Below are 23,633 nucleotides of genomic sequence, written 5' to 3'. Positions count from 1 at the left end.
CGGGGGCCGGGGCCGCATCCGGCCCCGGCCTCCTCTTTCTCACTGGGGGACTGACACTTTGAACGCCGAACTGGCGCAGGTCGAAGCGGCGCTGGAGTCCCGCGGGTTCTCCCGCTGGGACTTCACGCTCGACCGCATCAAGCAGCTGCTCGACCTCATGGGCGACCCGCAGCGGTCGTTCCGCTCGGTCCACATCACCGGGACGAACGGCAAGACCTCGACCAGCCGCATGATCGAGCGGCTCCTGCGCGGGCACGGCCTGCGCACCGGCATGTTCACCTCGCCGCACCTCAACGACGTCACCGAGCGCATCAACGTCGACGGCGAGCCCATCAGCCCCGAGCGCCTCGCCCAGCAGTACTACGAGATCGCGCCGCTCGCCGAGCTCGTCGACCGCGAGGCGTCCGAGCCGCTCACCTACTTCGAGATGACCGTCGCGCTCGCCATGGGCGCCTTCGCCGACACCCCGATCGACGTCGGCGTCATCGAGGTCGGCCTCGGCGGCGAGACCGACTCCACGAACATCCTGAACGCCGAGGTCGCCGTCATCACCCCGATCGGCATCGACCACACCAAGTGGCTCGGCGAGACGCTCGCGGAGATCGCGACCATGAAGGCCGGGATCGTCCACGAGGGCTCGACGCTCGTGACCTCCGTGCAGGAGCGGTCCGCGATGGAGCCGCTGCTGCGCCGCGCCCAGTCCGTCGGCGCGAAGCTCGTCCCCGAGGGCCGCGGCTTCGAGGTCACCGCCCGCGAGGTCGCCGTCGGCGGCCAGCTCCTCACCATCGAGACGCGCGCCGCCCGCTACCAGGACCTGTTCCTGCCGCTCCACGGCGAGTACCAGGCGCACAACGCGGCCCTCGCGCTCGCCGCCGTCGAGGTGCTCCTCGGCGCGGGCGAGCCGAAGGCCCTCGACGCCGAAGTGGTCGGCCAGGCGTTCGCGGAGTTCACCTCCCCGGGCCGCCTGGAGGTCGTGCGCTCCGAGCCCGCCGTGATCCTCGACGCCGCGCACAACCCGGCGGGCATGGAGGCCATGACGAAGGCCGTCGCGGAGGAGTTCAACTTCCGCAAGCTCGTCGGCGTCGTCGGCATGCTCGCCGACAAGGAGGTCGACCACATGCTCGAACTCCTGGAGCCGGTCCTCGACGAGATCGTGGTCACCAAGTCCTCCTCGGACCGGGCCATGCCCGCGGCGACCCTCGCGAAGCTCGCCGTCGAGGTCTTCGGCGAGGAGCGCGTCCACGTCTACCCGCACCTGCGCGACGCCGTCGCCCGCGGCATCGAGCTCGCCGAGGAGGCCGACGACCTGTACGAGTCCGGCGGCGGCGTCCTCGTCACCGGCTCGGTCTTCACCGTCGCCGACGCCCGCAAGATCCTGGTCGGCCGCCGTGGCTGACCCCGACGGCCCGGCCCCCGACGCCGCCCCCGAGGCGCTCGACCCGAACCGCTCCGGCCTGCGCGACCCCGAGCGCGCCGCCCGCAGCCTCGCGGCCCTCGCGCTCGTCTTCGAGGCCCTGGCGCTGCTCATGGCGATCGTCCCCATGCGCATGATCCTCGACGACCCGGCCCCCGCGACGATCGCGATCGTGGTCCTGGTGGTCCTGTGCATCGCCCTGTCGGGCATGGCGAAGCGCCCGTGGGTCTGGCCCGCGGGCGCCGTCCTCCAGCTCGCCGTCGTCGCCTGCTGGCCCCTCCACTGGTCCCTCGGCGTCGCCGGGATCGTCTTCGCGCTCGTGTGGGCCTACTGCTGGTCGGTGAAGCGCCAGCTCGCGAAGCCCCCGAAGCGATGACCGTCCTCGAAACCGAACGGCTCCTCCTGCGGCCCCTGGCCGCCGGCGACGCCGCGGCCCTCGCCCCGGTCAACGCCGACCCGGAGGTCATGCGCTACATCGGGTCCGGCGAGCCGCGCACCCTGGAGCAGACCGAGGCCCTGTGCGCGAAGGCCGCGGCCCACTGGAACGAGCACGGCTGGGGCGCGTTCGCGGTGACCGAGCGGGCGACCGGCGACCTCGTCGGGCTCGGCATCCTCGCGACCCCCTCGTTCCTGCCCGAGATCCTCCCGGCCACCGAGGTCGGCTGGCGCGTCGCCCGCGACCGCTGGGGCCGCGGCTACGCCCCCGAGGCCGCCCGCGCCGTCGTCGGCTTCGCCTTCGGGGAGCTCGGCCTCGACCGGGTCGTCTCCTGCATCCACGCCGACAACGCGGCCTCGGTCCGCGTCGCCGAGAAGCTCGGCATGAGCCTCGAACGCGAGACCGTCGTCCCGGTGCACGAGGTGCCCTGCCGCGTCTACGAGAAGCGGTCTGTCGGGTAGCCGACAGAACGCGTTCTGCGAGTCCGATTGCGTCGCTTGGGCGTGACATAGTGAAGCTGTCCGTTTCGGCCCAGAGCGCACGGCGGTGATCCCCTGTGAAGATGCAGCCTCGGCAACAGCTCCTCGACATCTGGAAGGCCCAGGTGGCCTACAGCTGGCGGCCCGCCGACGACGGCTCCCGGCGCAAGGAGTGGCACTGGGGCGGGCGCAACGACTCCGACGCCGTCGGCGACGCCCAGCAGCTCCTGTGCCTGCTCTACCCCGCCCAGGAACTCCAGGACCTGCGCTACGCCGACCCCGACGCGACCAGCGACGCCGTCCTCGAAGCGCTCTCCGGACTCGGCGACGCCGTGGAGATCCCCATCCGCATCATGCGGCTCATCAGGGACTACATGGAGAAGCACGTCGACGCCGAAGGCGTCCCCGTCTACTCCGGCGGCTCCAACATGCACCGCGTCGACCGCAGCCAGAAGGCCACCGCCGAGCAGCGCGCCATCGACGTCACCGAGGGCTTCGCGCTCGCGATCCCCCTGAGCCTCACCGCCCTCACGTTCCTCGCCGACTTCTCGCCCACCGTCGACCGCATGGGCCGCGCCGACCTCGTCAACGAGCTCGCGCAGGTCGAGCAGACCGTCCACCGCCGCCTCCTCGGCGCTATCACCGGCCTCCTGCGGTCCTTCGCCGTCTCCACCTTCGACGCCGACGACGACTTCGGCCGCCAGCTCATCGCCCTCATCAACGTCGACGGCCAGCCCGACCGCAAGATCGTGCGCCGCTTCAGGGAAGAGGCCGAGGAGATCATCGCGACCCTCCGCACCATCACCGTCGGCTCCGGCGGCACCGCGGGCGTCGAGGCCCCCACCAAGCTCTTCGAGATCGGCTGGTCCTGGTCCGTCGTGGAGAAGGCCCCCGACATCCCCGACGTCTCCGACACCTCCACCCAGCGCACCGGCCGCGCCGAGGACGCCCCGTACCTCTACTTCACCGTGGTCGCCATCGAGGCCATCGCCACCCTCTACTCCGACCTCGTCATGCGCCGCAACCTCCTCACCGAGGAGGAGCGCCGCCTCGCCCAGTCGCTCCAGATCCGCCTCGACGTCACCCGCCGCTACTGGGCCATGGTCGCGTCCTTCGGCGGCGGCTCCAAATGGCCCCTGGAGGACGTCCCCTGGCGCACCACCGACGGCCTGGAGTACGACTACTACACGCTCCTGGTCTGCGCCGTCGCCACCGAGACCTTCGGCTCCAGCCGCGGCGGCGACGACGACCTCATCCGCCTCGCCGACGTCCTGGTCGAACTCGCCAACCGCGGCCGCATCACCCGCCGCCCCCTCGTGGGCGACCGGTCCATCGAGATGCACTTCCCCGGGGTGAAGGCCGAACTCGCGGGCATCGAGAAGCTCGACGGCCCCGCGATGATCTGGAACATGGTCGACTTCGCGCCCCTGCTGCTCAAGCGCATCTACAACGCCGCCGGGCTCCTGGTCACCATCGACGCCCGCGCCGAACTCCTCGAAGTCGCCGACCTCGTCTGGGACCACTTGGCGCGCAGGCGCATCCGCGACGGCGGCGCCGCGCGCCTGTGGGACCAGCCCAAGCAGGTCTTCACCGAGCTGCCGAACTGGTTCGAGGACCCGTCCTGGCACTTCACCATCCGCGTGGTCGAGGCCATGGTCCTCGCCGCGAAGTTCGCCGGCTCCGAACCCGCCCGCTCCCGCAGCCTGGAGACCCTGGCGCACGAGCTCCTCGTGGAGGCCGAGCACATCTACGACCAGGAGCTGCTGCGCGGCTCCGGGAACGCCGGGCCCGCGCTGGCGCAGGAGATCCGGTCGGTGGGGCTGACGATCCGCCATGCGAAGGAGGTCGTGGACGAGCGGCCCGCGACCGCGTTCTCCCTGGGCGTCAAGGCCCTCATCGACCTCGACCGGCTCATCTCGGCCGGCCGCGACGCCGAGACCGGAGTGTGACGATGCTGCTGTTCGCGACCTCGGACAAGGGCGGCACGGGCCGGTCGGTCTCCTCGTGCAACCTCGCGTACCGGCGGGCCGTCCAGGGCATGAACGTGTGCTATGTGGACTTCGACTTCGGTTCGCCCACGGCCGGGGCGATCTTCGGGATCGACGACCTGGAGCACGGCACGTACGGCAACGGCATCCACGAGTACCTCCAGGACCTCGCCTCCGAGCCCGAGCGCCACTCGGTATGGGCCGTGAGCGACCGCACCGAGCTCCAGGCCCGCCCCGACGGGGCCGGGGAGCTGGTCCTGTGCCCCGGGGACGCGGACGGCTCGGAGTTCCCCGGCGACGAGAACACCGTGGACCGCTGCGTCAAACTCCTGCAAGAGCTCTCGCGCGAGTTCGACCTCGTCATCGTGGACCTCTCCGCCGGGCGCTCGCACGCCACCGAGATGGTCATGGCCGCCACCGCCCGCCCCGAGCTGGCGAACCTCCCGTGGCGGTGGATCGTCTACCACCGCTGGACCAAGCAGCACGTCATCGCCGCCCACTCCCTCGTCTACGGCGAACGCGGCCTGGTCGAGACCGCGAAGTCCTACGGCGAGGAGTACCAGCGCAAGCTCCTGGCCTCGATCCGTTACGTGCGCACCGCGGTCGTGGACCCCGACGGGGCCGACCTCAAGGGCCTGGAGGCCACGCAGATCCGGTGGCTCCGCAAGATCGACGCCGACCTGCACCAGATGGCCGCGCGCCTGAAGCTCGGCCGCATGAACCTCCTCGGCTCGGTGCCGCTCGACCCGGTCCTCCAGTGGCGCGAGCAGATCATCACCGACGCCGACACGGTCACCCTGCGGATCGCCAACCAGGAGACCGTCCGGGCCTTCTCCGACCTGGCGTCCCGCTCGGCGGAGGAGCTGTTCGTGCCCGGACTCGAAGCGAGCGTCCGGGGGATCGAATGACGTACGAGGAGACCAGCGCCAAGCAGCGCACCGAGCGGTTCGGCATGTCCCACCTCTCGATTGAGGTCGGGCACCTGTACGCCGACGACCTCGCCCGGCCCGACGCGCTCAAGGAGCAGATGGCGTCGGCGGCCGCGTGGGTCCACGGCACCACCGAAGCCCTGTCGAAGCGCCTCGGCGGGCGCACGCCGCGCGTGAGCACCTGCTACCTCGTGGACGACTACTTCCACCAGGACCTGCCCGACCCCGAGCACCTCATCGCCCAGGTCTCGGAGGCCGCCGCGGACGCGGGCCTGCGCATCGACTACCTGGCCCGCGAGTCCGCGTGCGACCGCATGGGGCCCTTGCAGCTCGCGGCGCTCGTGGCCGACCGGATCGTGTTCGAGCCGCCGCCGGGCACGAACGGCTCGCGCCCGCCCGTCTCGGACCTCGGCTGGCTCCCCAACGGCGTGCCCACGCCGAAGCCGCGCGGCATCGCGATGGGCGCGCCTTTGCGGTGGATCCCGCCGAGCCAGAACGCCCGCCGCGAGCACTCGGTGTTCCTCGACGTGGAGCTGTGGAACGACACCCCGAAGGGCCGCCGCTGGTCGTGCCCGATGCTCGCCGCGGTGTGGCAGCTCATCCGCCTGGGCGTGCTGCGCGACCAGGGCAAGCGCATCGGCGTGCCCGAGCCGGTCGAGTCGCTCGTGCCCGCCGAGCACGGCCACGTGCCCGGTCAGCGACTCGGGAACCGCTTCCCCGACCGGTGGTCGGAGATGCCGCCGATCCTCCAGCTGAACAAGAAGGCGTTCCCGTTCCCCGCGTACCGGACCGTGTCGGTCCTGTCGGTGGACTTCCTGGAGGTCGAGCACGCGGTGCGCGTCATCTGCGGGAGCGTCCGCCCCGACACGGGCGCACTCGACCAGATCCGCAAGTCCGCCGAGCGCGAGGGCATGTCGCTCCCGGACGAGCTGGTGGACCGATTGTCCTACATCTTCCAGGGGCCGCTCTAGCGCAAGAACCGATCCGCGGACCCGCCCTGGCGCTGGTTCTGCTCCATCATGTCGAGCATCTTCGCGGCGAGATCGGCCGCGCCGTAGTCGATCTGGGAGCGCACGCGCTCGGTCATCGTGGCCCACTGCCGCGACAGTCCCGGGCGCCGCTCCAGCGAGTCCCACATGAACTCCAGGTCGCGGGAGGTCCGCGCGCCCGCCGACCACAGGTGCAGCAGGTGGTCCACGACCGGGCGGAGGGTCCGCAGGGTGTGCCGCGGGTCGTCGCCGATCTTCGCGAGCGCGATCCGCGCGGCGACGGCCGTCAGGAGCCAGTCGTGGATCGCCAGATCCTCTGCGGCGGCCGCTATGGATTCGGGGTCGACCACGCCGGTGACCATGCTCATGCGCCGCCGGTCGTTGCCGACCAGGCGGAACGCCACGGCCCGGCGCGTGCCGGGGTCGGCGATGGCGGCCCACCGCAGGCGGGTCGAGCCGGTCTTGACGGGCGGGCGCTGGTCGAGGACGGGGCGCGAGAGCACGTCGTGGATGGAGTGGCGGGCGATGGCGGCGGTGTCGAGCAGTTCGGAGCGGTCCCTGCGGTTCTCGGCGACGAGGAACGCGCGGGCGAGGCGCTCGGCCTCGAAGTTCCCGATGGTCTCCAGCGTCCCGGGCCGCGCCAGGTAGTACGACCAGGGCATCCGCCGCGGCTGCTGCGGCGGGGCGACGGCCGTCCACGCCGAGCCCTGGAGGAGGTGCCCGCCGGTGAGCACCGCCCGCGAGCAGACCGTGCCCACGGCCCGGACCGTGCCGTTCGCGGACTTGTCGTCGGCGTGCCGGTTGTCCTGCTTGGGCGCGAGCGGCAGCTTGCAGTCGACGCCGTGCAGGAGCACCGGCGAGGCCGTGTGCGGGACGGGCCGCGCCCACTGGACGACGGTCTCGCCCACGGCGAGCGACAGGGCCGCGCGGGCCTCCTCGGGTGTCAGCGGTCGCGAGTGCGGCAGCAGTGCGGTGTGGATCTCGCCGACGATGAGCATTGGGCACACTCCGGTTCGCAAGGGCGGGAACGGCTTCGATCAGATGTTTAGTCGCGCTCCCGGTGCTCGGTGATCGCCAGGCCGTGCCCGTCCGGGTCCCGGAACGCGGCCGCCCGCATCTCGTAGTTCTGCCCCAGCAGCGCGGTCCGCGGCAGGTGCAGGAACTGGACGCCCGCCTCGTTCATCTGCGTGAACGCGGCGTCGATGTCGCCGACCTCGAAGGTGAGGTGCATGATCCCGGTCTCGCCGGGCGGCGCGTCGGGGCGCTCCCACAGCAGGATCTTCCCGAAGCCCGCGTCGAGGACGGCCGCTTCGGCGGTCCGGTCGGAGATCGCCAGGCCCAAAGCGTCCCTGTAGAACTCGACGGAGCGCTCCAAGTCGGCGACGACGAGCGTGGCCGCGACGTCGGTGACGTCGGTGCCCCCGAGCCGCTGCTCCGACAGGAGCAGTTCGGCGAGGTCGCGCGCGAGGCTGCTCCCTTCGTCGGAGGCCCGCGGGCGCGGCGGGGACGGCGAGCGGAGCTTCGACGCGGCTTCGGCGATGGGGCCCTTCGACGGCGGCTCGTCGTCGGCGGGCGCGTCGAGCGGCATGTCGACGACCTCGACCTTGGTCTCCCCGCCGATCTGCTCGCTCGGCAGCGTGAACCCCGGGGGCGGGTCGGCGGGCAGCGGGGCCGACTCCGAGGACGCCGAGTCCACTGGCGCCTCGGCGAGCGGGGGCGCTTCGGCTTGCGCCGCAGCGGGTCCGGGCTCGGCCGCGGGTTCCTCGGCGGCCTCGACCGGTTCGGCCCGCCGCTCCGGGGACGGCTCGGACGCGGCCTTGAGCGCTTCGGACACCACGAACAGCGGGGGTCCGGGGGCGGCCGCGTCCCGGGCGGGAGCCGGGGGCTCGCGCTGCGGAAGTCCTTCGGCCGCAGCGGGTTCGTCCTTGGTCTCGCTCGATGCGGCCGGTTCCGGCGCGGCCTCGTCAGTTGCGACGGGCTCAGGCGTGGCGGCCGGGGCAGCCGTCTCGGGCGCCTCGACCGACTCGGTCAGCGGCTCCGCCTCGACGGGCTCGGCCACCGCCGTCATCGGCGTCGCGGCCGGCGGCTCGGGGACCGCCGCGGCCGGGGGTTCAGGTGCCTTGGGCGGCTCCGGGATCGGCGCGGTCTCGGGCCGGTCGGGCTGGAAGAGGTCGTCGAGGGAGCCGCGTTCGGGCTCCTTCTTGACGGGGGCGCCGCGCGGCGGGTCGTCCTCGACGATGAGGTCTTCGAGCCGGTGCTGCCCGATGAGCGGCGGCGCGGGGACCGGCTGCGGGAATCGCCGGGCCGAGTGCTCGATCGTGAAGAACGCGATGCACCCCGCGAGGCACAGGAACGCGAGCACGGCGATGCCGACGCTCTGCGCGCCGATCGCCATGGAGGTGAAGAAGAACGCCAGGATCAGTAAAGTGATGGCGCCGATCGCCCGCGAGGTGCGCCACCGCATCCGCCTGTCCGCGTTGAGGACCGTGCCGATCGCCTCGCCGCCCGCCGCGTGGTGCTGGCGCGAGTGCAGATCCTTCATGGCGTGCTGGTTGATCGCCCACCAGCGGGCCTGCTGCTGGCGGCGCTGCTGGTCCTGGAGGAGGCGCTGCTGCCGCAGCTGCTCGGCGGTCTGGCCGCGGGCCTGCTGCTGGCGCACGCTGCGCGGCTGCGCCTTGGCGGGCGCGGCCTTGCGGGCCCCGGCCTTGGCGGCGCCGCCTTTCGCCGCACCTTTTGTCCCACCGCGGGCGGCCCCGCCCTTCGCGCCGCCCCGGCTGGGGGCCTTGGAAGGCCGCGGGGCGGGACGGGGTGGCTGTCTTGGGGGCATCTGGGACACCTCATCCGCAACTGGGAAACCGGGTTTCAACGTGAATCGTACGTGGGTGAGGCAACCGGCACAACATCGCTTACGATGGCAGCCACCGATCCGACAGACGCTTCCAAGGAGTTCCACGTGGCCGAGCAGCGCACGCTCGTGTTGATCAAACCCGACGCCGTCAGGCGCGGGCTCGTCGGCGAAGTCCTGTCCCGCCTGGAGCGCAAGGGCTTGCGCGTCGAGGAGCTGCGGCTGCGGACGATGGACGAGGCGCTGTCGGACGCGCACTACGCCGAGCACGTGGGGCGGCCGTACTACGAGGGGCTGAAGTCGTTCATGACGTCGGGTCCGCTGGTGAGCCTGGTCGTGTCCGGGGACGAGGCGATCCCGGTGGTGCGGCTGCTCGCCGGCGCCACCGACGGCCGCAAGGCCGCGCCGGGGACGATCCGCGGGGACTTCTCGGTGTCGAACCAGCAGAACCTCATCCACGCCTCGGACTCCGAGGAGTCCGCGAAGCGCGAGATCGACCTCTGGTTCACCGCTTAGGGTGCACCGCTGACGACGCTGGCAGCAGTGCGCCCGGCGCCCCGCTAGGCGGGGCTCGGGTGCTGGAGCGCCGCCAGGTCGGCCGGGGTGTCGACGTCGACCGGGTCGCCCGGGCACGCGACCTCGGCCACGAGGTCCCCGTTCGCGGCGATGAAGTCGCGGGCCCCCCGGTCCCCGACGGCCCCGGCGGCGATGCCGTCGAGGTGCTCGCGCGCGAAGTACATCGGGTGGCCGCGCCGGCCCGCGTAGGTCGCGATCGCGACCGTGGCCCCCTCGGCGGCGGCCGCGATGAGCCGCCGCACCGCCTCGGCCTCGATGCGCGGCTGGTCGACGAGGGTCACGACGACCCCGTCGTAGCGCGAGGGCACGGCCGCGAGCCCCGCTTTCAGCGACGTCGACAGCCCCTGCCCCCAGCGCCGGTTCACGACCGGCGTGAACGCCTCCGTCGCTGCGGAGAGCGCCTGCTCCGCCCCGGCGCCGAGCACGGCCAGGACCTGGCGGCACCCGCCGTCCCGCAGTGTGGCCACGGCCCGGTCGAGCAGGCTGCGGCCGTCGTATTCGACGAGGGCCTTCGGCTGGCCGAAGCGCCTTCCGGCGCCTGCGGCGAGCACGAGCCCCGCGGTGTTCCCCATGTGTCGATCCCCCTTGTGCTGGTCCCGCCTCGCGGCGGAATGTGCGGCGGCGCCCCCTGCGCCGCCCGTCTGGGGGCGGTCAGTCGAGGCTGACCGCCAGTGCGAGGTCCATCCGGTCGAGGGGATTGCGCAGGTCGCGGCCGGTGAGCTCCTCGACTCGGCGCATGCGGTACCGGACGGTGTTGACGTGGACGTGGAGGCTCACGGCGCACTGGCGCCAGGAGCCGTCGCATTCGAGGAACCGCCGCAGGGTCGGCAGCAGGTCGGAGCGGTGGCGGGCGTCGTATTCGAGGAGCGGGTCGAGGACGCGGGTGCGGAACGCGCGGGACACGTCAGGGGGGACGGCCGCCAGGAGCATCCGGTGGGACACGAGGTGGTCGGGTTCGGCGACCTCGATGCGGCCGGGCCGCGGCTGGGCGAGCGCGGCGGTGTGCCGGGCCTGTTCGAGGGCGCCGCCGAGCCCACCGGGGGAGGCGACGGGGTCGGCGATGCCGACGCCGACGGCGCCGGTCCCGCCCGGGTGCGCGGCTTGGAGGACGGCGGCGGCGCGCCTCGCCCACGCGACGAGGCGGGCGCGCTCCTCGGGTCCGGCGGCTATGCCGGTGAGGACGGCGACGGTCTCGCCGCCGCGGCTCGCCCATGCGGCCGTCGGCGGGCGCAGCGGGTCTTCGGTCGTTGCGGCCGTTGCGTAGTGGAGGGTCTCGGCGACGACGGCCTCGCGCAGGGCCTCGGGGTCGCCGGTCGCGGCGATGACGGTGGCGGGGCCGTCGGCGGGCAGGCCCGCGGAGCGCAGCAGGTGCGCGTCGGCGCGGCCCTCGTGGAGCGCGGTGACGAGTTCGACGTGGGGGGCGGGGCGCTGCGACGGGTCGTCCAGTTCGAGCATGAGCAGTGCCGAGAGCTGCTCGGCGACGAGGCGGCGCTCGGGCGGCCAGCGGGTGTGGTCGTCGTCCACGACCAGGAAGCGTCCGGTGTGGATGGTGGAGCCGATGCCGAACACCGAGCAGCAGCGGTGCCGGTCCAGGGTCACCTTCTGCGGCAGCCGGTCCGCGGCGTGCGCGCGGGCCACGACGGCGGCCCGCTCCGATTCGCCGAGTTCGAGGCTCCCGCGCAGGGCCCGTCCCGCGGGGGACAGGACCAGGCACTCCATGCCCAGTTCGCGGTCGATGAGTTCGAGGATCTGGCCGATGCCGTCGGCGGCGATGAGCCGCCGGTGCCGGTCCAGGAGCGAGGCGAGGTCGCCGGAGCGTCCCGCGGAGAGGCGCTGCACGATCCGCTCGGTGATCTCCGCGAACGCGACCTCGGCGTCCACGGTGAACAGCGGCAGGTCGTGGGCGGCGCAAGCGTCGACCAGATCGGACGGCACCGAGTGGAAGTCCGGGTGGTCGCCCGCGCCGAGCGCGGTCACCCCGGCGGCGGTCAGGTTGCGCACGAACGCGTCCGAGTCCCGCTCGGCCCGGCGCCACATCATCCCGGTGAGCACCAGCTCGCCGCCGGACAGGTACCGGCGCGGGTCGCGCAGGTCGGTCGGCACGACCCACCGGACCTCCCGGTCCAGGTGGTGGCGGCCCGACACGAGGGTCAGGCCCAGTTCCGGCATCTGAAGCAGGGTACGCAGTCGCATGGTGGCCCCCAGGGGGTCCGGCCTTCTCAGGCGGGTTCGGGACGCGGTGGATACAGCCCACCATAGCCCCGCCGACGCGCCGGCTTTGGACGATCCTCCAGCATTTAACGACCGGGAAACCAAGGTTTCATAGGCGTTGACAATGCCTTCTGCCTCGCGTTTCGGCTTCAATTGCCCGACGCGGTGACAAACCTGCGACGCTGTGGGGACACCGCGGAGGACCGGACGTGAACGGGAGGCGCCGATGTGGACGCTCGGTGGGTTCAACACCGCGGACCCCGAGTCCGCGACACGGGTCCTCACGGCCTGCTGCGCCTCGCCCGCCTGGGCCCGGCGCCTCGCGGCCGACCGGCCTTACGAGTCCCTCGACGCGCTCACCGCCGCCGCCCTCGCGGCCTTCGACGCCCTCGCTGACACCGAGGTCGAACGCGCCGTGGACGCCCACCCGCGCATCGGCGGCGGCGCGGGGCGCCCGCATCCGGCGGCGGTCCCGGCCGGGCGTGTCGACGCTCCAGGATTCGGTGCACCGGGCGCGCAGGGCGGCGCTGAACCGGCGCCGGGACCGTTGGCCGACCGCGCCACCGGCTTCGATGCGGCCGCGCCGAACGGCACCGAACCGGTGTCAGGGGTGTCGGCCGACCGCGCCGCCGGCCTCCCCGCACCCGTCGGCGATCGTGAACCGGCCGTACCCGCCGGGCCCGAGGCCGAGTGGTCGCGGAGCGAGCAGGCCCGCGCGATGACCGCCGACGCCGCCGTCCGGGCCGAGCTGGCCGACGCCAACGCCGCCTACGAAGAGCGCTTCGGCCGTGTCTTCCTCATCTGCGCCACCGGCCTCGCCGCCGAGGACATCCTCGCCGCGGCCCGCCGCCGCCTCGCCAACGACGAACCGACCGAACGCGCCGAGACCCGCGCCGAACTCCGCAAGATCGTCGCCTTCCGGCTCGGCAAGGCGTTCGGGGAGGACCGATGAGCACCGCCGACCACGACGCGGCTCCCGCCGCCACCGACGCCCTGAGCGCGGCCGCCGCACCCGCCCCCACGGTTTCCTCCCACGTGCTCGACGCCGCCACCGGCCGCCCCGCCGCGGGCGTGCGCCTCACGCTCCTGCGCCGCGAGGACAGCGCACCCGGCGGGGACGCCTACATGGTGGTCCGCACCGGGAGCACCGACGCCGACGGCCGCGTCGCCGCCTGGCGCACCGCGCCCGGCGTCCACCGGCTCCGGTTCGACACCGGCGCGTGGTTCGCCGCGCGCGGCACCGACACGTTCTACCCCGAAGTCGACGTCGCCTTCACCGTCGCCGACGGGCACCACCACGTCCCGCTCCTGCTGAGCCCCTTCGCCTACTCCACGTATCGAGGCAGCTAGATGAACGCACCCGCGCCAGGGTTCACCTTGGGCCCCAACAGCTACGGCAAGTCCGGCATCCGGCTCGTCCACGTCGACCGCGCCACCGCGCGCCACACGATCCGCGACCTCACCGTGCACACCGCGCTCGCCGGGGACCTCGACGCCACCCACTACTCCGGCGACAACACCGGCGTCCTCCCCACCGACACGCAGAAGAACACCGCGTACGCCTTCGCACGGGACGGCATCGGCACCGTCGAGGCGTTCGCCGAGCGCCTGGCCCGGCACTTCGTCGACACCACCCCCTCCATCACGCACGCCCGCGTCCGCGTCGAGGAGCACCCGTGGACCCGCATCGGCGACCACTCCTTCGCCCGCGGCGACGGCGGCGAGATCCGCACCGCTGAGGCCGCCTACGACGGCGGGGCTGCCGCGATCACCGCCGGCGTCGAGGACCTCCTGCTCCTCAACACCACCGACTCCGAGTTCGGCGGCTTCCTCGCCGACGGGTACACGACCCTCCCCGAGACCGCCGACCGCATCCTCGCGACCGCGGTCACCGCGACCTGGGACTACGCGACCGTACCCGCGGCGTACGACACCGCCTTCGACGCCGCCCGCGCCGCCCTGGCCGCGGCGTTCGCCGACACCTACTCGCTCTCGCTGCAACAGACCCTCTACGCCGTCGGCGAGCGCATACTGAAGGCGGTCCCCGAGGCCCGCGACGTGCGCCTGTCCCTGCCGAACCGGCACCACTACCTCGTCGACCTCGCGCCGTTCGGCCTCGACAACCCCGGCGCGGTCTTCCAGGCCGGCGACCTGCCCTACGGGCTCATCGAGGGCACGGTCCGAAGGGAGGCGCCGTGACCGTCGCGACCCGGTTCGACTTCCACCGCCCGGCGGCGGTGGGCGAGGCCGTGCGCCTCCTCGCCGAGCACCCCGAGGCCGTCCCCGTCGCCGGGGGCACCGACCTGATGGTCGCCGTCAACTACCGGCACACCCGGCCCGAGGCGATGCTCGACCTCACCGGCCTCGCGGAGCTGCGCGAGTGGACCGACGAGGGACCGGCGATCCGCATCGGCTCGGGCGTCCCGTACGCGCGCATCACCGCCGAGCTCGCGACGGTCCTCCCGGGCCTGGCCGCCGCCGCCCGCACCGTCGGCTCCCCGCAGATCCGCAACAGGGGCACCCTCGGCGGCAACCTCGCCACCGCCTCGCCCGCGGGCGACGGCCACCCGCCGCTCCTCGCCACCGGCGCGACCGTGGAGCTCACCTCCACCGGCGGCGTGCGGACCGTCCCGATCGGCGAGTTCTACTTGGGCCCCAAGCGCTCCGCGCTCCGGCCGGGCGAACTCGTCACCGCCGTCACCGTCCCCAAGGCCGCCGGGCCGCAGCAGTTCCTCAAGGTCGGCACCCGCAACGCCATGGTCATCGCGGTCTGCTCCTTCGCCCTCGCGCTCGACCTCGACGCCCGCCGCCTCGGCACCGGCATCGGCTCCGCCGGACCCGTGCCCCTCACCGCACCCGACGCCGAGGCGATCGACCTGCCCTGGGCCGACCCGGGCCGCCTCGACGACACCCTCGCCGCCGAGTTCGGCCGCCGCGTCGCCGCGGCCGCCCGCCCCATCGACGACGTCCGCGGCACCGCCGCCTACCGCCGCCACGCCCTCGCCGTCTGCGCCGCCCGAGCCCTCCGCCGCGTCTGGACCGCAGCCCACGACAGGAGCCCCCGATGACCGCACCCACCCGCACCACCGGCCGCACCCAAGACGACCCGTCCGACCGACCCGGCCCCGCCATGGCGGCGGTGCCCCGACCGGTCCGGCCGAGGAGGTCCCGATGACCGCACCCACCGGCACCACCGGCCGCGCGCCGCACCTGGCCCGCACACCCCGGGCGGCGAACCCGGCGGCGCGAAGCGCCCACACCGCGGCCGTCCGGCACCCGGAGCGCCCGCGCCGGGCGATGATCCCGGCGGCGCGACGCGCCGACACCGCGGCCTACCAGCACGCAGACCGCCCCCGCCGGGTGCCGAACCCGGCCGAGCGCGACCGCGCCGCGCACCGCGGCATCGCCCGGCCCGCCGACCCGAGGAGGCCGCGATGCGCGTGACCATGCACGTCGACGGCGCCGAACTGGCCGCCGAGATCGACCGGCCCGGCGAGAGCCTCCTGTCGACACTGCGCGACCGGCTCGGACTCACCGGCGCCAAGAACGCCTGCGAGCAGGGCGAGTGCGGGTCGTGCACGGTCCTGCTCGACGGCGCGCCCGTGTGCGCGTGCCTCGTCGCCACCGCCCAGTGCGAAGGCCGCGAGGTCAAGACCGTCGTCGGCGCGGTCCCGCGGCCCGTGCGCGACGCCTTCGTGCAGTGCGGGGCCGTGCAGTGCGGGTTCTGCACGCCGGGACTGCTCGTGTCCGTCGCCGACCTCCTCGAACGCGACCCCGACCCGGGCGACGCGGACATCCGCGAAGCCCTCGCCGGGAACCTGTGCCGGTGCACCGGCTACGAGAAGATCATCGACGCCGTCCACACGGCCGCCGCCGCCCTGGCCGGTGAGCGCCCGTGAATCACCGCATCCCGCCACCTCCTTCCGCATTCGCTCCGGGGACCGCAAGCCTCCCCGCCGGGTGTGACAATCCGACCCCGGAGCGTGCCCGATGACCGCGATCGTGATCGAGAACTCCTTTGTGGCCACCGTCGACGCCGCGGGCACCGAGCACGCCGCCGGGCACGTCGTCGTCGAAGACGGCGTCATCACCGCCGTCGGGCCAGGCCCCGCCCCGCATGTCGAAGGCGCGCAGCGCATCGACGGAACCGGCTGCCTTGCCACCCCCGGCCTCGTCAACACCCACCACCACCTGTACCAATGGGCCACCAGGGGATACGCCACCGACCACACCCTCTTCGAATGGCTCGTGGACCTCTACCCCGTGTGGGGTCGCCTGCGCCCCGACCACGTCGCCGCCGCCAACACCGCCGGGCTCGCATGGCTCGCCATGTCCGGCTGCACCACCGCCGCCGACCACCACTATGTCTACCCCGGCGGCCAGGCCGCCGAGCTGGTCGACGTGCAGATCGCCGCCGCCGCCCGCGTCGGCGTCCGCTTGCAGCTCGCCCGCGGCTCCATGGACCGCGGCGTCGCCGACGGCGGCCTGCCGCCCGACCGCATCGTGGAGGACCTCGACGCCGCGCTCGCGGCAACCGCCGAGGCCGTCGACCGCCACCACGACCCGGCGCCCGGGTCGATGCTGCGCATCAGCGTCGCGCCGTGCTCGCCGTTCTCCGTCTCCACCGAGCTGCTGCGCGAATCGGCGGCGCTGGCCCGCGACAAGGGCGTGCGGCTCCACACGCACCTGTGCGAGACCGTGGACGAGGCCGAGTTCTGCGCGCGGGTCCACGGCTGCGACCCGGTCGAGTACATGGACCGGGTCGGCTGGATCGCCGACGACGTCTGGCTGGCGCACGCCGTCCACCTGGACGACCGCTCCCGGGCCCGCCTCGGCGCGGCCGGGACCGGGGTCGCGCACTGCCCCTCGTCCAACGCCCGCTTGGGGACCGGGCTCGCCGACGTCCCCGGGATGCTCGCCGCGGGCGTCCCCGTGGGCCTCGGCGTCGACGGCGCCGCGAGCCAGGAGGCCGGGCACCTCGGGGAGGAGCTGCGGCAGGCGGTCTACACCGCGCGGCAGCTCCACGGCCCGCACGCGATGGACGCCCGCACGGCCCTGCGCCTGGCCACCAGCGGCGGCGCGCGGGTGCTGGGCCGCGAGGCCGAGATCGGCTCCCTCGAAACCGGCAAGCAGGGCGACGTCGCCCTGTGGGACCTCACCGGCCTCGGCCACGCCGGGATCGCCGACCCCGTCGCGGCCCTCGTCCTCGGGCCCGCCGCGCCCCTGCGGCTCCTCGCCGTCGCCGGGCGGACCGTCGTCGCCGACGGGGAGCTGCGCACCGCCGACACCGAGACGCTCGCCAAGGACCTCGCCGCCGCCAGCGCCGACCTGAGGGAGGCACGCGATGCCTGAACCCGCGACGACTCCGACCCCGCCGCCCTGGGCAGCCGGCGGGGTCGGGCACACCCCCGGCTCCTCCGCAGGGCGCACGTCTGCCGATGCGGTCGCCGGGGACTCGCCCGGCCGCGTGACCGCCGTCGGGCGGACACGGGTCGAGGGAGCCGCCGAGCAGCCGTCCGTGCTCCGAGCCTCCGGAAGCGAGGGCAGCGCCGGGCGGGCCGTGCCCGCCGCGCGCTCGCGGGCCGGTGACGGCGGCGTGCGGCACTCCGGCGCTCCGACCGGAGAAGCGGTCGGCGGCGGCGTCGGCGGGGCGTCGGCCCGCGCCCCGCAGCCGGGTGCTCCGTCCGTGCGGGTGACCGACGGCCGGGTCGGGCAGTCGCCGATCCGGCCCGAAGCGGAGGCGAAGGTCAACGGGGCCTTCGAGTACGCCTCGGACCTCGCGTTCGCGGGGATGCTGTGGGGCCACACGCTCCGCAGCCCGCACGCGCGGGCGCTGATCCGGTCGGTCGACACCGCCGCCGCGCTGGCGCTGCCCGGGGTCGCCGCGGTGCTCACCGCCGCCGACGTCCCCGGGAAGCTCCACTACGGACTCATCGAGGCCGACCAGCCGGTGCTCGCGTCCGGTGAAGTGAACTACCAGGGGGAGCCGGTCGCGGTCGTCGCCGCCGAGACCCTCGACCTCGCCCGACGCGCCGCCGAGCTCGTCGAGGTCGAGTACGAGGTCCTCGAACCGTGCTGCGACGCAGGCGAAGCGGTCGCCGCGGGGGAGTACTTCCGGTACCAGCCGGTGCGGCTCGGCGAGCCCGAGACCGCCGCGGCGGCCGTCGTGGTCGCCCGCGAGTACGAGGTCGGCATGCAGGACCAGGCGCCGCTCGGCCCCGAGTCCGGCGTGGCGGTGCCCACTGAGGACGGTCTCGTGCTGCACGTGGCGACCCAGTGGCTCCACTCCGACCTGGAGCAGATCGCGCCGTGCCTGGGCCTGCCGCCCGAGCGCCTCCACCTGGCGATGGCCGGGATCGGCGGCGCGTTCGGCGCCCGCGAGGACCTGTCCGTGCAGGTCCACATGGCGATGCTCGCCCTGCGCACGAAGCGGCCCGTGAAGATGATGTACGACCGGGCCGAGTCGTTCCTCGGCCACGTCCACCGCCACCCCGCGCGGATGCGGTACGAGCACGGCGCCGACGCCGAGGGGCGGCTCGTGTACGTCAAGGCGCACATCGTCCTCGACGGCGGCGCGTACGCCTCCACCAGTGAGGCCGTCGTCGGCAACGCCGCGTCGCTCGCCGTGGGGCCCTACAAGGTCGAGCACGTCAGCGTCGACGCATGGGGCGCGCGCACCAACAACCCGCCGTGCGGGGCGATGCGCGGCTTCGGCGGCGTGCAGACCTGCTTCGCCTACGAGTCCCAAATGGACGCCATTGCCGACGCGCTCGGCCTCGACCCCCTCGAAGTGCGCCGCCGCAACGCCCTCGCCCAAGGCGACAAGCTCGTCAACGGCCAGGTCGTCGACGCCTACGACCCCGCGAGAGCCGTTGACGGGCAGCCGTTCTCGCCCCTGCGCGACCTCCTCGACCGGTTCGCCGACATACCGGTGCCGCCCGTGCCCCCCGGGCGCGACATCGTCGAACTCCCCGGCGGGACCGGCAACACCACCCACGGCGAAGGCGTGCGCCGCGGCGTCGGCTACGGCGTCGGCCTCAAGAACATCTGCTACTCCGAAGGCTTCGACGACTACTCGACCGCGCGCGTCCGCCTCGAACTCGGCGGGCCCGAGCACGACGGCGAACCCGTCGCCTACATCCACACGGCCGCAGCCGAAGTCGGGCAGGGCCACTGGAACCTCCAGACCCAGATCGCCCGCACCGAACTCGGGATCGAACGGGTCGTGCTGCTGCCCAACGACACCAAGGCCGGGTCCGCCGGGTCCTCCTCCGCGTCCCGCCAGTCGTACATGACCGGCGGCGCCGTCAAGGCCGCGTGCGAGGCCGTCCGCGAACTGTGGCGCGACCGCGACCTCGCCGACGGCCCCATCGAGGCCACCCGCGTGTTCCGCCACCGCGCCACCAAGCCCATGGACCCCGTCACCGGCCAGGGCGAGAGCCACGTGCAGCTCGCGCTCTGCGTCCACCGCGCCACCGTGGACGTCGACGTGGAGCTGGGGCTCGTCAAGGTCGTGGACCTCACGTGCGTCCAGGACGTCGGCAAGGCCCTCAACCCGGTCGCCCTCGAAGGGCAGATCCAGGGCGGCAGCGCCCAAGGGCTCGGCCTCGCCGTCATGGAGGAGATCGTCACCGACGACGGCCGCGTCAAAAACGCGTCCTTCACCGACTACCTCATCCCCACCATCCTCGACATGCCCCCGATGCGCCTGGTCATCGTCGAGAACGCCGACCCCGAAGCGCCGTACGGGCTCCGCGGCGCCGGAGAGCCCCCGACGCTGTCCTCCACGCCCGCGATCGTCGCCGCGATCCGGGACGCCACCGGGCTCGCGCTCACCCGCGTCCCCGTCAGACCCGAGCACCTCACCGTCGGGAGGCCCTCATGAACACCATCGCCGCCGTGCTGCGCGCCTGGATGCGCGAAGGCCGCCCCTTCGCGCTCGCGTCCCTCATCGGGACCACCGGGTCCTCGCCGCGCCCGCTCGGCACCGCGCTCGCCGTCGACGGCCAGGGAGCGGCCGTCGGCGGCGTCTCCGGCGGCTGCGTCGAAGCCGCCGTGTACCTCCGCTGCCAGGACGTGCTCGACACCGGCGAGCCCGCCGTCGAGTCCTTCGGGTACAGCGACGAGGACGCCCTCGCCGTGGGCCTCACCTGCGGCGGCACCATGGACGTCCTCATCGTCCGCGTCGCCCCCGACGACACCGCCGTCGCCGCCGCCCTCGACGCGATCCTCGCCGGGGAACCGGTCACCCTCTTCCGCGCCGTCGAAGGGCCCCGCATCGGCCAGGCCGTCGCCATCACCGCCGAAGGGGTGTTCCAAGGGCACGGCACGGGACCGCTGGAACTGGGCGGCCCCGACCTGCCCGCCGCCTCCGGGCGCACCGGCGAGTTCGCCGTCGAAGTGCACACCCCGCCGCCGCGGCTGCTCGTCTACGGCGCCGTCGACTTCGCCGGGCCGCTCGTCAGGATCGCCAAGCAGCTCGGCTACCGCGTCACCGTCTGCGACGCCCGCCCCGTCTTCGCCACCGCGATCCGCTTCCCCGAAGCCGACCACGTCGTCGTCGACTGGCCGCACCGCCACTTCGACAAGGCGGACGCCGACGCCGACACCGCGGTGTGCGTCCTCACCCACGACGAGAAGTTCGACGTCCCCCTTCTCGAACGCGCCCTCGCCTCCGACGCCGGGTACATCGGCGCCATGGGCTCGCGCGCCACCCACCGGGCCCGCCTCGCGCGCCTGCGCGACACCGGCGTCCCCGAGGCCGCGCTCGCCCGCCTCAGGTCTCCGATCGGCCTCGACCTCAACGGCCGCACCACCGAGGAGACCGCGCTGTCGATCCTCGCCGAGATCACCGCCGTCCGCAACGGCGCCGCCGCGGGCTTCCTCACCGAAGCCCAAGGCCCCATCCACCACTGAGCGAAGGAGCCGACCATGGTCCACATGTTCCTCAACGGAGGCGGCATGAAAGGCGGCAACCTCCACCACCTCATCGGCGGCGCCCCGTTCATCGGACCGGCCACGACCCTGCCGATCTACCGGCTCCACTCGGTGCCCCTCGACGGCGTCGCGGACGACCACCCGGCCCTCCAGGCGGCGCCCCCCGGAACCGACGGCGCCGCCGTCACCGGCGAGCTCTACGACATCGACCTGCTCGTGCTGCGCACCTCCCTGCTCCCCGCCGAACCCCCGGACCTCGAACTCGGCGTCGTCGGCCTCGCCGACGGCGCCGAAGCCCTCGGCATGCGCCTGCGCGACGACTGCGCCGGCCTCCCCGGCCTGACCGACATCACCGCCCACGGCTCCTGGCGGGCCTACAAGGCCGCGAAAGCCGAACCCCGATGAGCCGCCTCGCCGCTCCCGGCCGCTCCGGCCCCACCCCCTTCCCGTCATCACTCCCGCACCTGGAGTCACCATGATGGCCGACCCCTCCGACATTTCCGGGCCCGTCGTCTACGACCTGGTGCTCCGCTCCCGGCGCGCCGTCCTCCCCGACGGCGAGCGGCCCGCGGCCGTCGCCGTCGCGGGCGAGCGGATCGCCGTCATCGGCGACTACGACGAACCGATCCCCGCGCGCCGCACCGAAGACCTCCGCGACCTCGCGCTCCTCCCCGGGCTCGTCGACACCCACGTCCACGTCAACGAACCCGGCCGCACCGAATGGGAGGGCTTCGCGACCGCCACCCGCGCCGCCGCCGCGGGCGGCGTCACCACCCTGATCGACATGCCGCTCAACAGCCTCCCGCCCACCGTCGACGCCCCCGCGCTCGCCGCCAAGCGCGCCGCCGCCAAAGGCAAGACCTGGGTCGACACCGGCTTCTGGGGCGGCGCGATCCCCGGCAACGAGACCGAACTGAAAGCACTCCACGACGCGGGCGTCTTCGGCTTCAAATGCTTCACGGCCCCATCGGGAGTCGACGAGTTCCCGCCCCTCGACCGCGAGGGCCTGCGCCGCGCCTGCGCCGCCGTCGCCGCCCTCGGCGCCGTCCTCCTCGTCCACGCCGAGGACCCCGCCCGCCTCCGCGACACCCCCGCGGCCCCGGCCTTCGCGGACTTCCTCGCCACCCGCCCGCCCGAAGCCGAGACCGACGCGATCCGCGACGTCATCGACGCCGCCGGCGCGACCGGCGCCCGCGTCCACCTCCTCCACCTGTCCGCCGCCGAGGCCCTCGAACCGCTCGCCCGCGCCCGCCGCGACGGCGTCGCCGTCACCGCCGAGACCTGCCCCCACTACCTCGCCCTCACCGCCGAGCAGATCCCCGACGGCGCCACCGCGTTCAAATGCTGCCCGCCCATCCGCGGCGCCGCCAACCGCGACGCCCTCTGGGACGGCCTCGCCCAGGGCCGCATCGACTTCGTCGTCTCCGACCACTCGCCCAGCCCCCCGGCCATGAAGACCGGCGACTTCGCCACCTCCTGGGGCGGCATCGCCTCCCTCCAGCTCGGCCTCCCCGTCCTGTGGACCGAGGCCCGCACCCGCGGGCACGGCCTCGCCGACCTCGCCGCCTGGACCTCCCGCGGCCCCGCCGACTTCGCACGCCTCCACCGCAAGGGCCGCATCGCCGCCGGAGCGGACGCCGACCTCGTCGCCTTCGACCCCGAGCGCGAATGGACCGTCCGCGCCGCCGACCTCCACCACCGCCACCCCGTCACCCCCTACGACGGCCGCCGCCTCACCGGCGGCGTCGCCGCCACCTGGCTGCGCGGCAAGCGCATCGACACCGCGGCCGCACCGCGCGGCCGCCAACTGCGAAGGAGCCCCCGATGAACGGCACCGCCTGGAGCCTTCCCGACCTCGCCGCCCGCGCCCTCGGCGGCGCCGTCATCGCCGCCAACGACGAGTCCTTCGCCGAGAAGGAGCACCTCATCCGCCCCTACCCCGTCGTCCACAGCGCGCACACCTTCGGCGCCAAAGGCCAGGTCTACGACGGCTGGGAGACCCGCCGCCGCCGCGACGAAGGCCACGACTGGGCGATCGTCCGCCTCGGCGTCCCCGGCGTCATCCGCGCCGTCGCCGTCGACACCGCCTACTTCACCGGCAACTACCCGCCCCGCATCTCGGTAGACGCCTGCCGCGCCGACGGCCACCCCGCCCTCGCCGACCTCCTGGAGGCCGACTGGCGCACCGTCGTCCCCGTCGCCGACGCCAAGGGCGACCACCGCAACGAGTACGACGTGGACGACCCCACCCGCTACACCCACGTCCGCCTCAACCTCCACCCCGACGGCGGCGTCGCCCGGCTCCGCGTCCACGGCACCCCCGTCCCCGACCCCGCGGGCTTCGCCGACCTGCCCCTCGACCTCGCCGCACTCGCCAACGGCGCCACCGTCACCGGCGCCTCCAACGCCTTCTACTCCAACCCGGCCGGCGCCATCATGCCCGGCCTCCCCGCCAGCCAGGCCGACGGCTGGGAGACCGCCCGCCGCCGCACCCCCGGCCACGAATGGCTCGACGTGCGCCTCGCCGGACGCGGCACCGTCCGCATCGCCGAACTCGACACCACCCACCTCAAGCACAACGCCCCCGGCTGGGCCTCCCTCGACGCCGCCGACGGCGACGACACGTTCCCCCTCCTCGAACGCACCGCCCTCCAACCCGACACGCCCCACCGGTTCCTCCTCGCCGGCGACCGCCCCGCGACCGCCGTGCGGCTCAACATCTTCCCCGACGGCGGCATCGCCCGCCTGCGCCTCTACGGCCGCCTCACCCCCGACGCCCTCCGCGACCTCGAAACCCGGTTCCGCGCCTGAACGCGCGGCGATATCCTC

23 protein-coding genes are annotated in these 23,633 nt (G+C 73.9%); 19 read left to right on the top strand and 4 right to left on the bottom strand.

What is annotated here, in order from left to right:
* The first annotated feature begins 58 nt into the window (after positions 1–58).
* The 6 genes from ACFFXY_RS14325 (at position 59) to ACFFXY_RS14300 (ending at position 6,217) form a co-directional block, all read left to right on the top strand.
* Positions 59–1,396, top strand: coding sequence for a bifunctional folylpolyglutamate synthase/dihydrofolate synthase (locus tag ACFFXY_RS14325; RefSeq protein WP_382351551.1), 1,338 nt, complete (start codon positions 59–61; stop codon positions 1,394–1,396).
* Positions 1,389–1,790, top strand: coding sequence for a DUF4233 domain-containing protein (locus ACFFXY_RS14320; RefSeq protein WP_382351548.1), 402 nt, complete (start codon positions 1,389–1,391; stop codon positions 1,788–1,790). The genes ACFFXY_RS14325 and ACFFXY_RS14320 overlap by 8 nt, the downstream gene beginning before the upstream one ends.
* On the top strand, positions 1,787–2,311 hold the full coding sequence (locus tag ACFFXY_RS14315; protein WP_382351545.1) for a GNAT family N-acetyltransferase: 525 nt from the start codon (positions 1,787–1,789) through the stop codon (positions 2,309–2,311). Before ACFFXY_RS14320 ends, ACFFXY_RS14315 begins: the two co-directional genes overlap by 4 nt.
* Before the next feature lie 101 nt (positions 2,312–2,412).
* A complete protein-coding gene (locus tag ACFFXY_RS14310) occupies positions 2,413–4,278 on the top strand; it encodes an SCO2524 family protein (protein WP_382351542.1) in 1,866 nt (621 codons plus the stop codon).
* A 2-nt stretch (positions 4,279–4,280) separates the two neighbouring features.
* Positions 4,281–5,225: an SCO2523 family variant P-loop protein gene (locus ACFFXY_RS14305; protein ID WP_359944047.1), complete on the top strand. Its 945-nt coding sequence runs from the start codon at positions 4,281–4,283 to the stop codon at positions 5,223–5,225.
* The gene (locus tag ACFFXY_RS14300; protein ID WP_382351539.1) at positions 5,222–6,217 is read left to right on the top strand and encodes an SCO2522 family protein; all 996 of its coding nucleotides are present in this window, start codon (positions 5,222–5,224) and stop codon (positions 6,215–6,217) included. The genes ACFFXY_RS14305 and ACFFXY_RS14300 overlap by 4 nt, the downstream gene beginning before the upstream one ends.
* Here ACFFXY_RS14300 and ACFFXY_RS14295 read toward each other — a convergent pair.
* Together ACFFXY_RS14295 and ACFFXY_RS14290 are read right to left on the bottom strand one after the other, a co-directional pair.
* Complete coding sequence (locus ACFFXY_RS14295; protein WP_382351536.1) at positions 6,214–7,233, bottom strand: SCO2521 family protein; 1,020 nt, start codon at positions 7,231–7,233, stop codon at positions 6,214–6,216. The two genes, ACFFXY_RS14300 and ACFFXY_RS14295, sit on opposite strands and share 4 nt — an antisense overlap.
* A gap of 47 nt (positions 7,234–7,280) precedes the next feature.
* A complete protein-coding gene (locus ACFFXY_RS14290) occupies positions 7,281–9,062 on the bottom strand; it encodes a VOC family protein (protein ID WP_382351533.1) in 1,782 nt (593 codons plus the stop codon).
* Positions 9,063–9,188: 126 nt separating this feature from the next.
* On the opposite strand from ACFFXY_RS14290, the gene ndk reads away from it, so the two are divergent.
* On the top strand, positions 9,189–9,596 hold the full coding sequence (gene ndk, locus ACFFXY_RS14285) for a nucleoside-diphosphate kinase (RefSeq protein ID WP_382351530.1): 408 nt from the start codon (positions 9,189–9,191) through the stop codon (positions 9,594–9,596).
* 44 nt (positions 9,597–9,640) lie between these two features.
* Here ndk and ACFFXY_RS14280 read toward each other — a convergent pair whose 3' ends face one another.
* Both ACFFXY_RS14280 and ACFFXY_RS14275 read right to left on the bottom strand, forming a co-directional pair.
* Positions 9,641–10,228: a nucleotidyltransferase family protein gene (locus tag ACFFXY_RS14280; RefSeq protein ID WP_382351527.1), complete on the bottom strand. Its 588-nt coding sequence runs from the start codon at positions 10,226–10,228 to the stop codon at positions 9,641–9,643.
* Positions 10,229–10,307: 79 nt separating this feature from the next.
* Positions 10,308–11,825 carry a PucR family transcriptional regulator gene (locus ACFFXY_RS14275; protein ID WP_382351524.1) on the bottom strand — a complete coding sequence of 506 codons (1,518 nt, stop codon included), beginning with the start codon at positions 11,823–11,825 and terminating at the stop codon, positions 10,308–10,310.
* Positions 11,826–12,093: 268 nt separating this feature from the next.
* Here ACFFXY_RS14275 and ACFFXY_RS14270 point away from each other — a divergent pair, with 268 nt between their 5' ends.
* The 12 genes from ACFFXY_RS14270 to alc all read left to right on the top strand — a co-directional run bounded on the left by ACFFXY_RS14270 (position 12,094) and on the right by alc (position 23,615).
* Positions 12,094–12,819: a 2-oxo-4-hydroxy-4-carboxy-5-ureidoimidazoline decarboxylase gene (locus tag ACFFXY_RS14270; protein WP_382351521.1), complete on the top strand. Its 726-nt coding sequence runs from the start codon at positions 12,094–12,096 to the stop codon at positions 12,817–12,819.
* Positions 12,816–13,217 carry a hydroxyisourate hydrolase gene (gene uraH / locus ACFFXY_RS14265; RefSeq protein WP_382351518.1) on the top strand — a complete coding sequence of 134 codons (402 nt, stop codon included), beginning with the start codon at positions 12,816–12,818 and terminating at the stop codon, positions 13,215–13,217. The genes ACFFXY_RS14270 and uraH overlap by 4 nt, the downstream gene beginning before the upstream one ends.
* Positions 13,218–14,066, top strand: coding sequence for a factor-independent urate hydroxylase (gene pucL, locus ACFFXY_RS14260; protein WP_382351515.1), 849 nt, complete (start codon positions 13,218–13,220; stop codon positions 14,064–14,066).
* Entirely contained in the window at positions 14,063–14,935 is an 873-nt protein-coding gene (locus tag ACFFXY_RS14255; protein ID WP_382351512.1) for an FAD binding domain-containing protein, read from the top strand. The genes pucL and ACFFXY_RS14255 overlap by 4 nt, the downstream gene beginning before the upstream one ends.
* Positions 14,936–15,038: 103 nt before the next feature.
* Positions 15,039–15,311, top strand: a complete 273-nt coding sequence (locus ACFFXY_RS14250; protein ID WP_382351509.1) for a hypothetical protein — start codon at positions 15,039–15,041, stop codon at positions 15,309–15,311.
* Positions 15,302–15,766: a (2Fe-2S)-binding protein gene (locus tag ACFFXY_RS14245; protein WP_382351506.1), complete on the top strand. Its 465-nt coding sequence runs from the start codon at positions 15,302–15,304 to the stop codon at positions 15,764–15,766. Before ACFFXY_RS14250 ends, ACFFXY_RS14245 begins: the two co-directional genes overlap by 10 nt.
* Before the next feature lie 91 nt (positions 15,767–15,857).
* On the top strand, positions 15,858–17,219 hold the full coding sequence (locus tag ACFFXY_RS14240; protein ID WP_382351503.1) for an 8-oxoguanine deaminase: 1,362 nt from the start codon (positions 15,858–15,860) through the stop codon (positions 17,217–17,219).
* 334 nt (positions 17,220–17,553) lie between these two features.
* On the top strand, positions 17,554–19,752 hold the full coding sequence (locus ACFFXY_RS14235) for a molybdopterin cofactor-binding domain-containing protein (RefSeq protein WP_382352006.1): 2,199 nt from the start codon (positions 17,554–17,556) through the stop codon (positions 19,750–19,752).
* Entirely contained in the window at positions 19,749–20,783 is a 1,035-nt protein-coding gene (locus ACFFXY_RS14230) for an XdhC family protein (protein WP_382351500.1), read from the top strand. Before ACFFXY_RS14235 ends, ACFFXY_RS14230 begins: the two co-directional genes overlap by 4 nt.
* A gap of 15 nt (positions 20,784–20,798) precedes the next feature.
* Positions 20,799–21,209 (top strand): allophanate hydrolase-related protein, encoded by a 411-nt coding sequence (locus tag ACFFXY_RS14225; RefSeq protein WP_382351497.1) that lies wholly within the window; start codon positions 20,799–20,801, stop codon positions 21,207–21,209.
* A gap of 70 nt (positions 21,210–21,279) precedes the next feature.
* Positions 21,280–22,632, top strand: a complete 1,353-nt coding sequence (gene allB / locus ACFFXY_RS14220) for an allantoinase AllB (RefSeq protein WP_382351494.1) — start codon at positions 21,280–21,282, stop codon at positions 22,630–22,632.
* Positions 22,629–23,615 carry an allantoicase gene (alc, locus tag ACFFXY_RS14215; RefSeq protein ID WP_382351491.1) on the top strand — a complete coding sequence of 329 codons (987 nt, stop codon included), beginning with the start codon at positions 22,629–22,631 and terminating at the stop codon, positions 23,613–23,615. Before allB ends, alc begins: the two co-directional genes overlap by 4 nt.
* Positions 23,616–23,633 lie beyond the last annotated feature (18 nt).

Origin of the sequence: Glycomyces mayteni, from assembly GCF_042428885.1 — a bacterium.
In the GTDB taxonomy this organism is placed as follows: Bacteria; Actinomycetota; Actinomycetes; order Mycobacteriales; family Micromonosporaceae; genus Glycomyces; species Glycomyces mayteni.
Note: the sequence above shows the minus strand (reverse complement) of the source record. Positions and strands in the feature narration are given on the sequence as shown.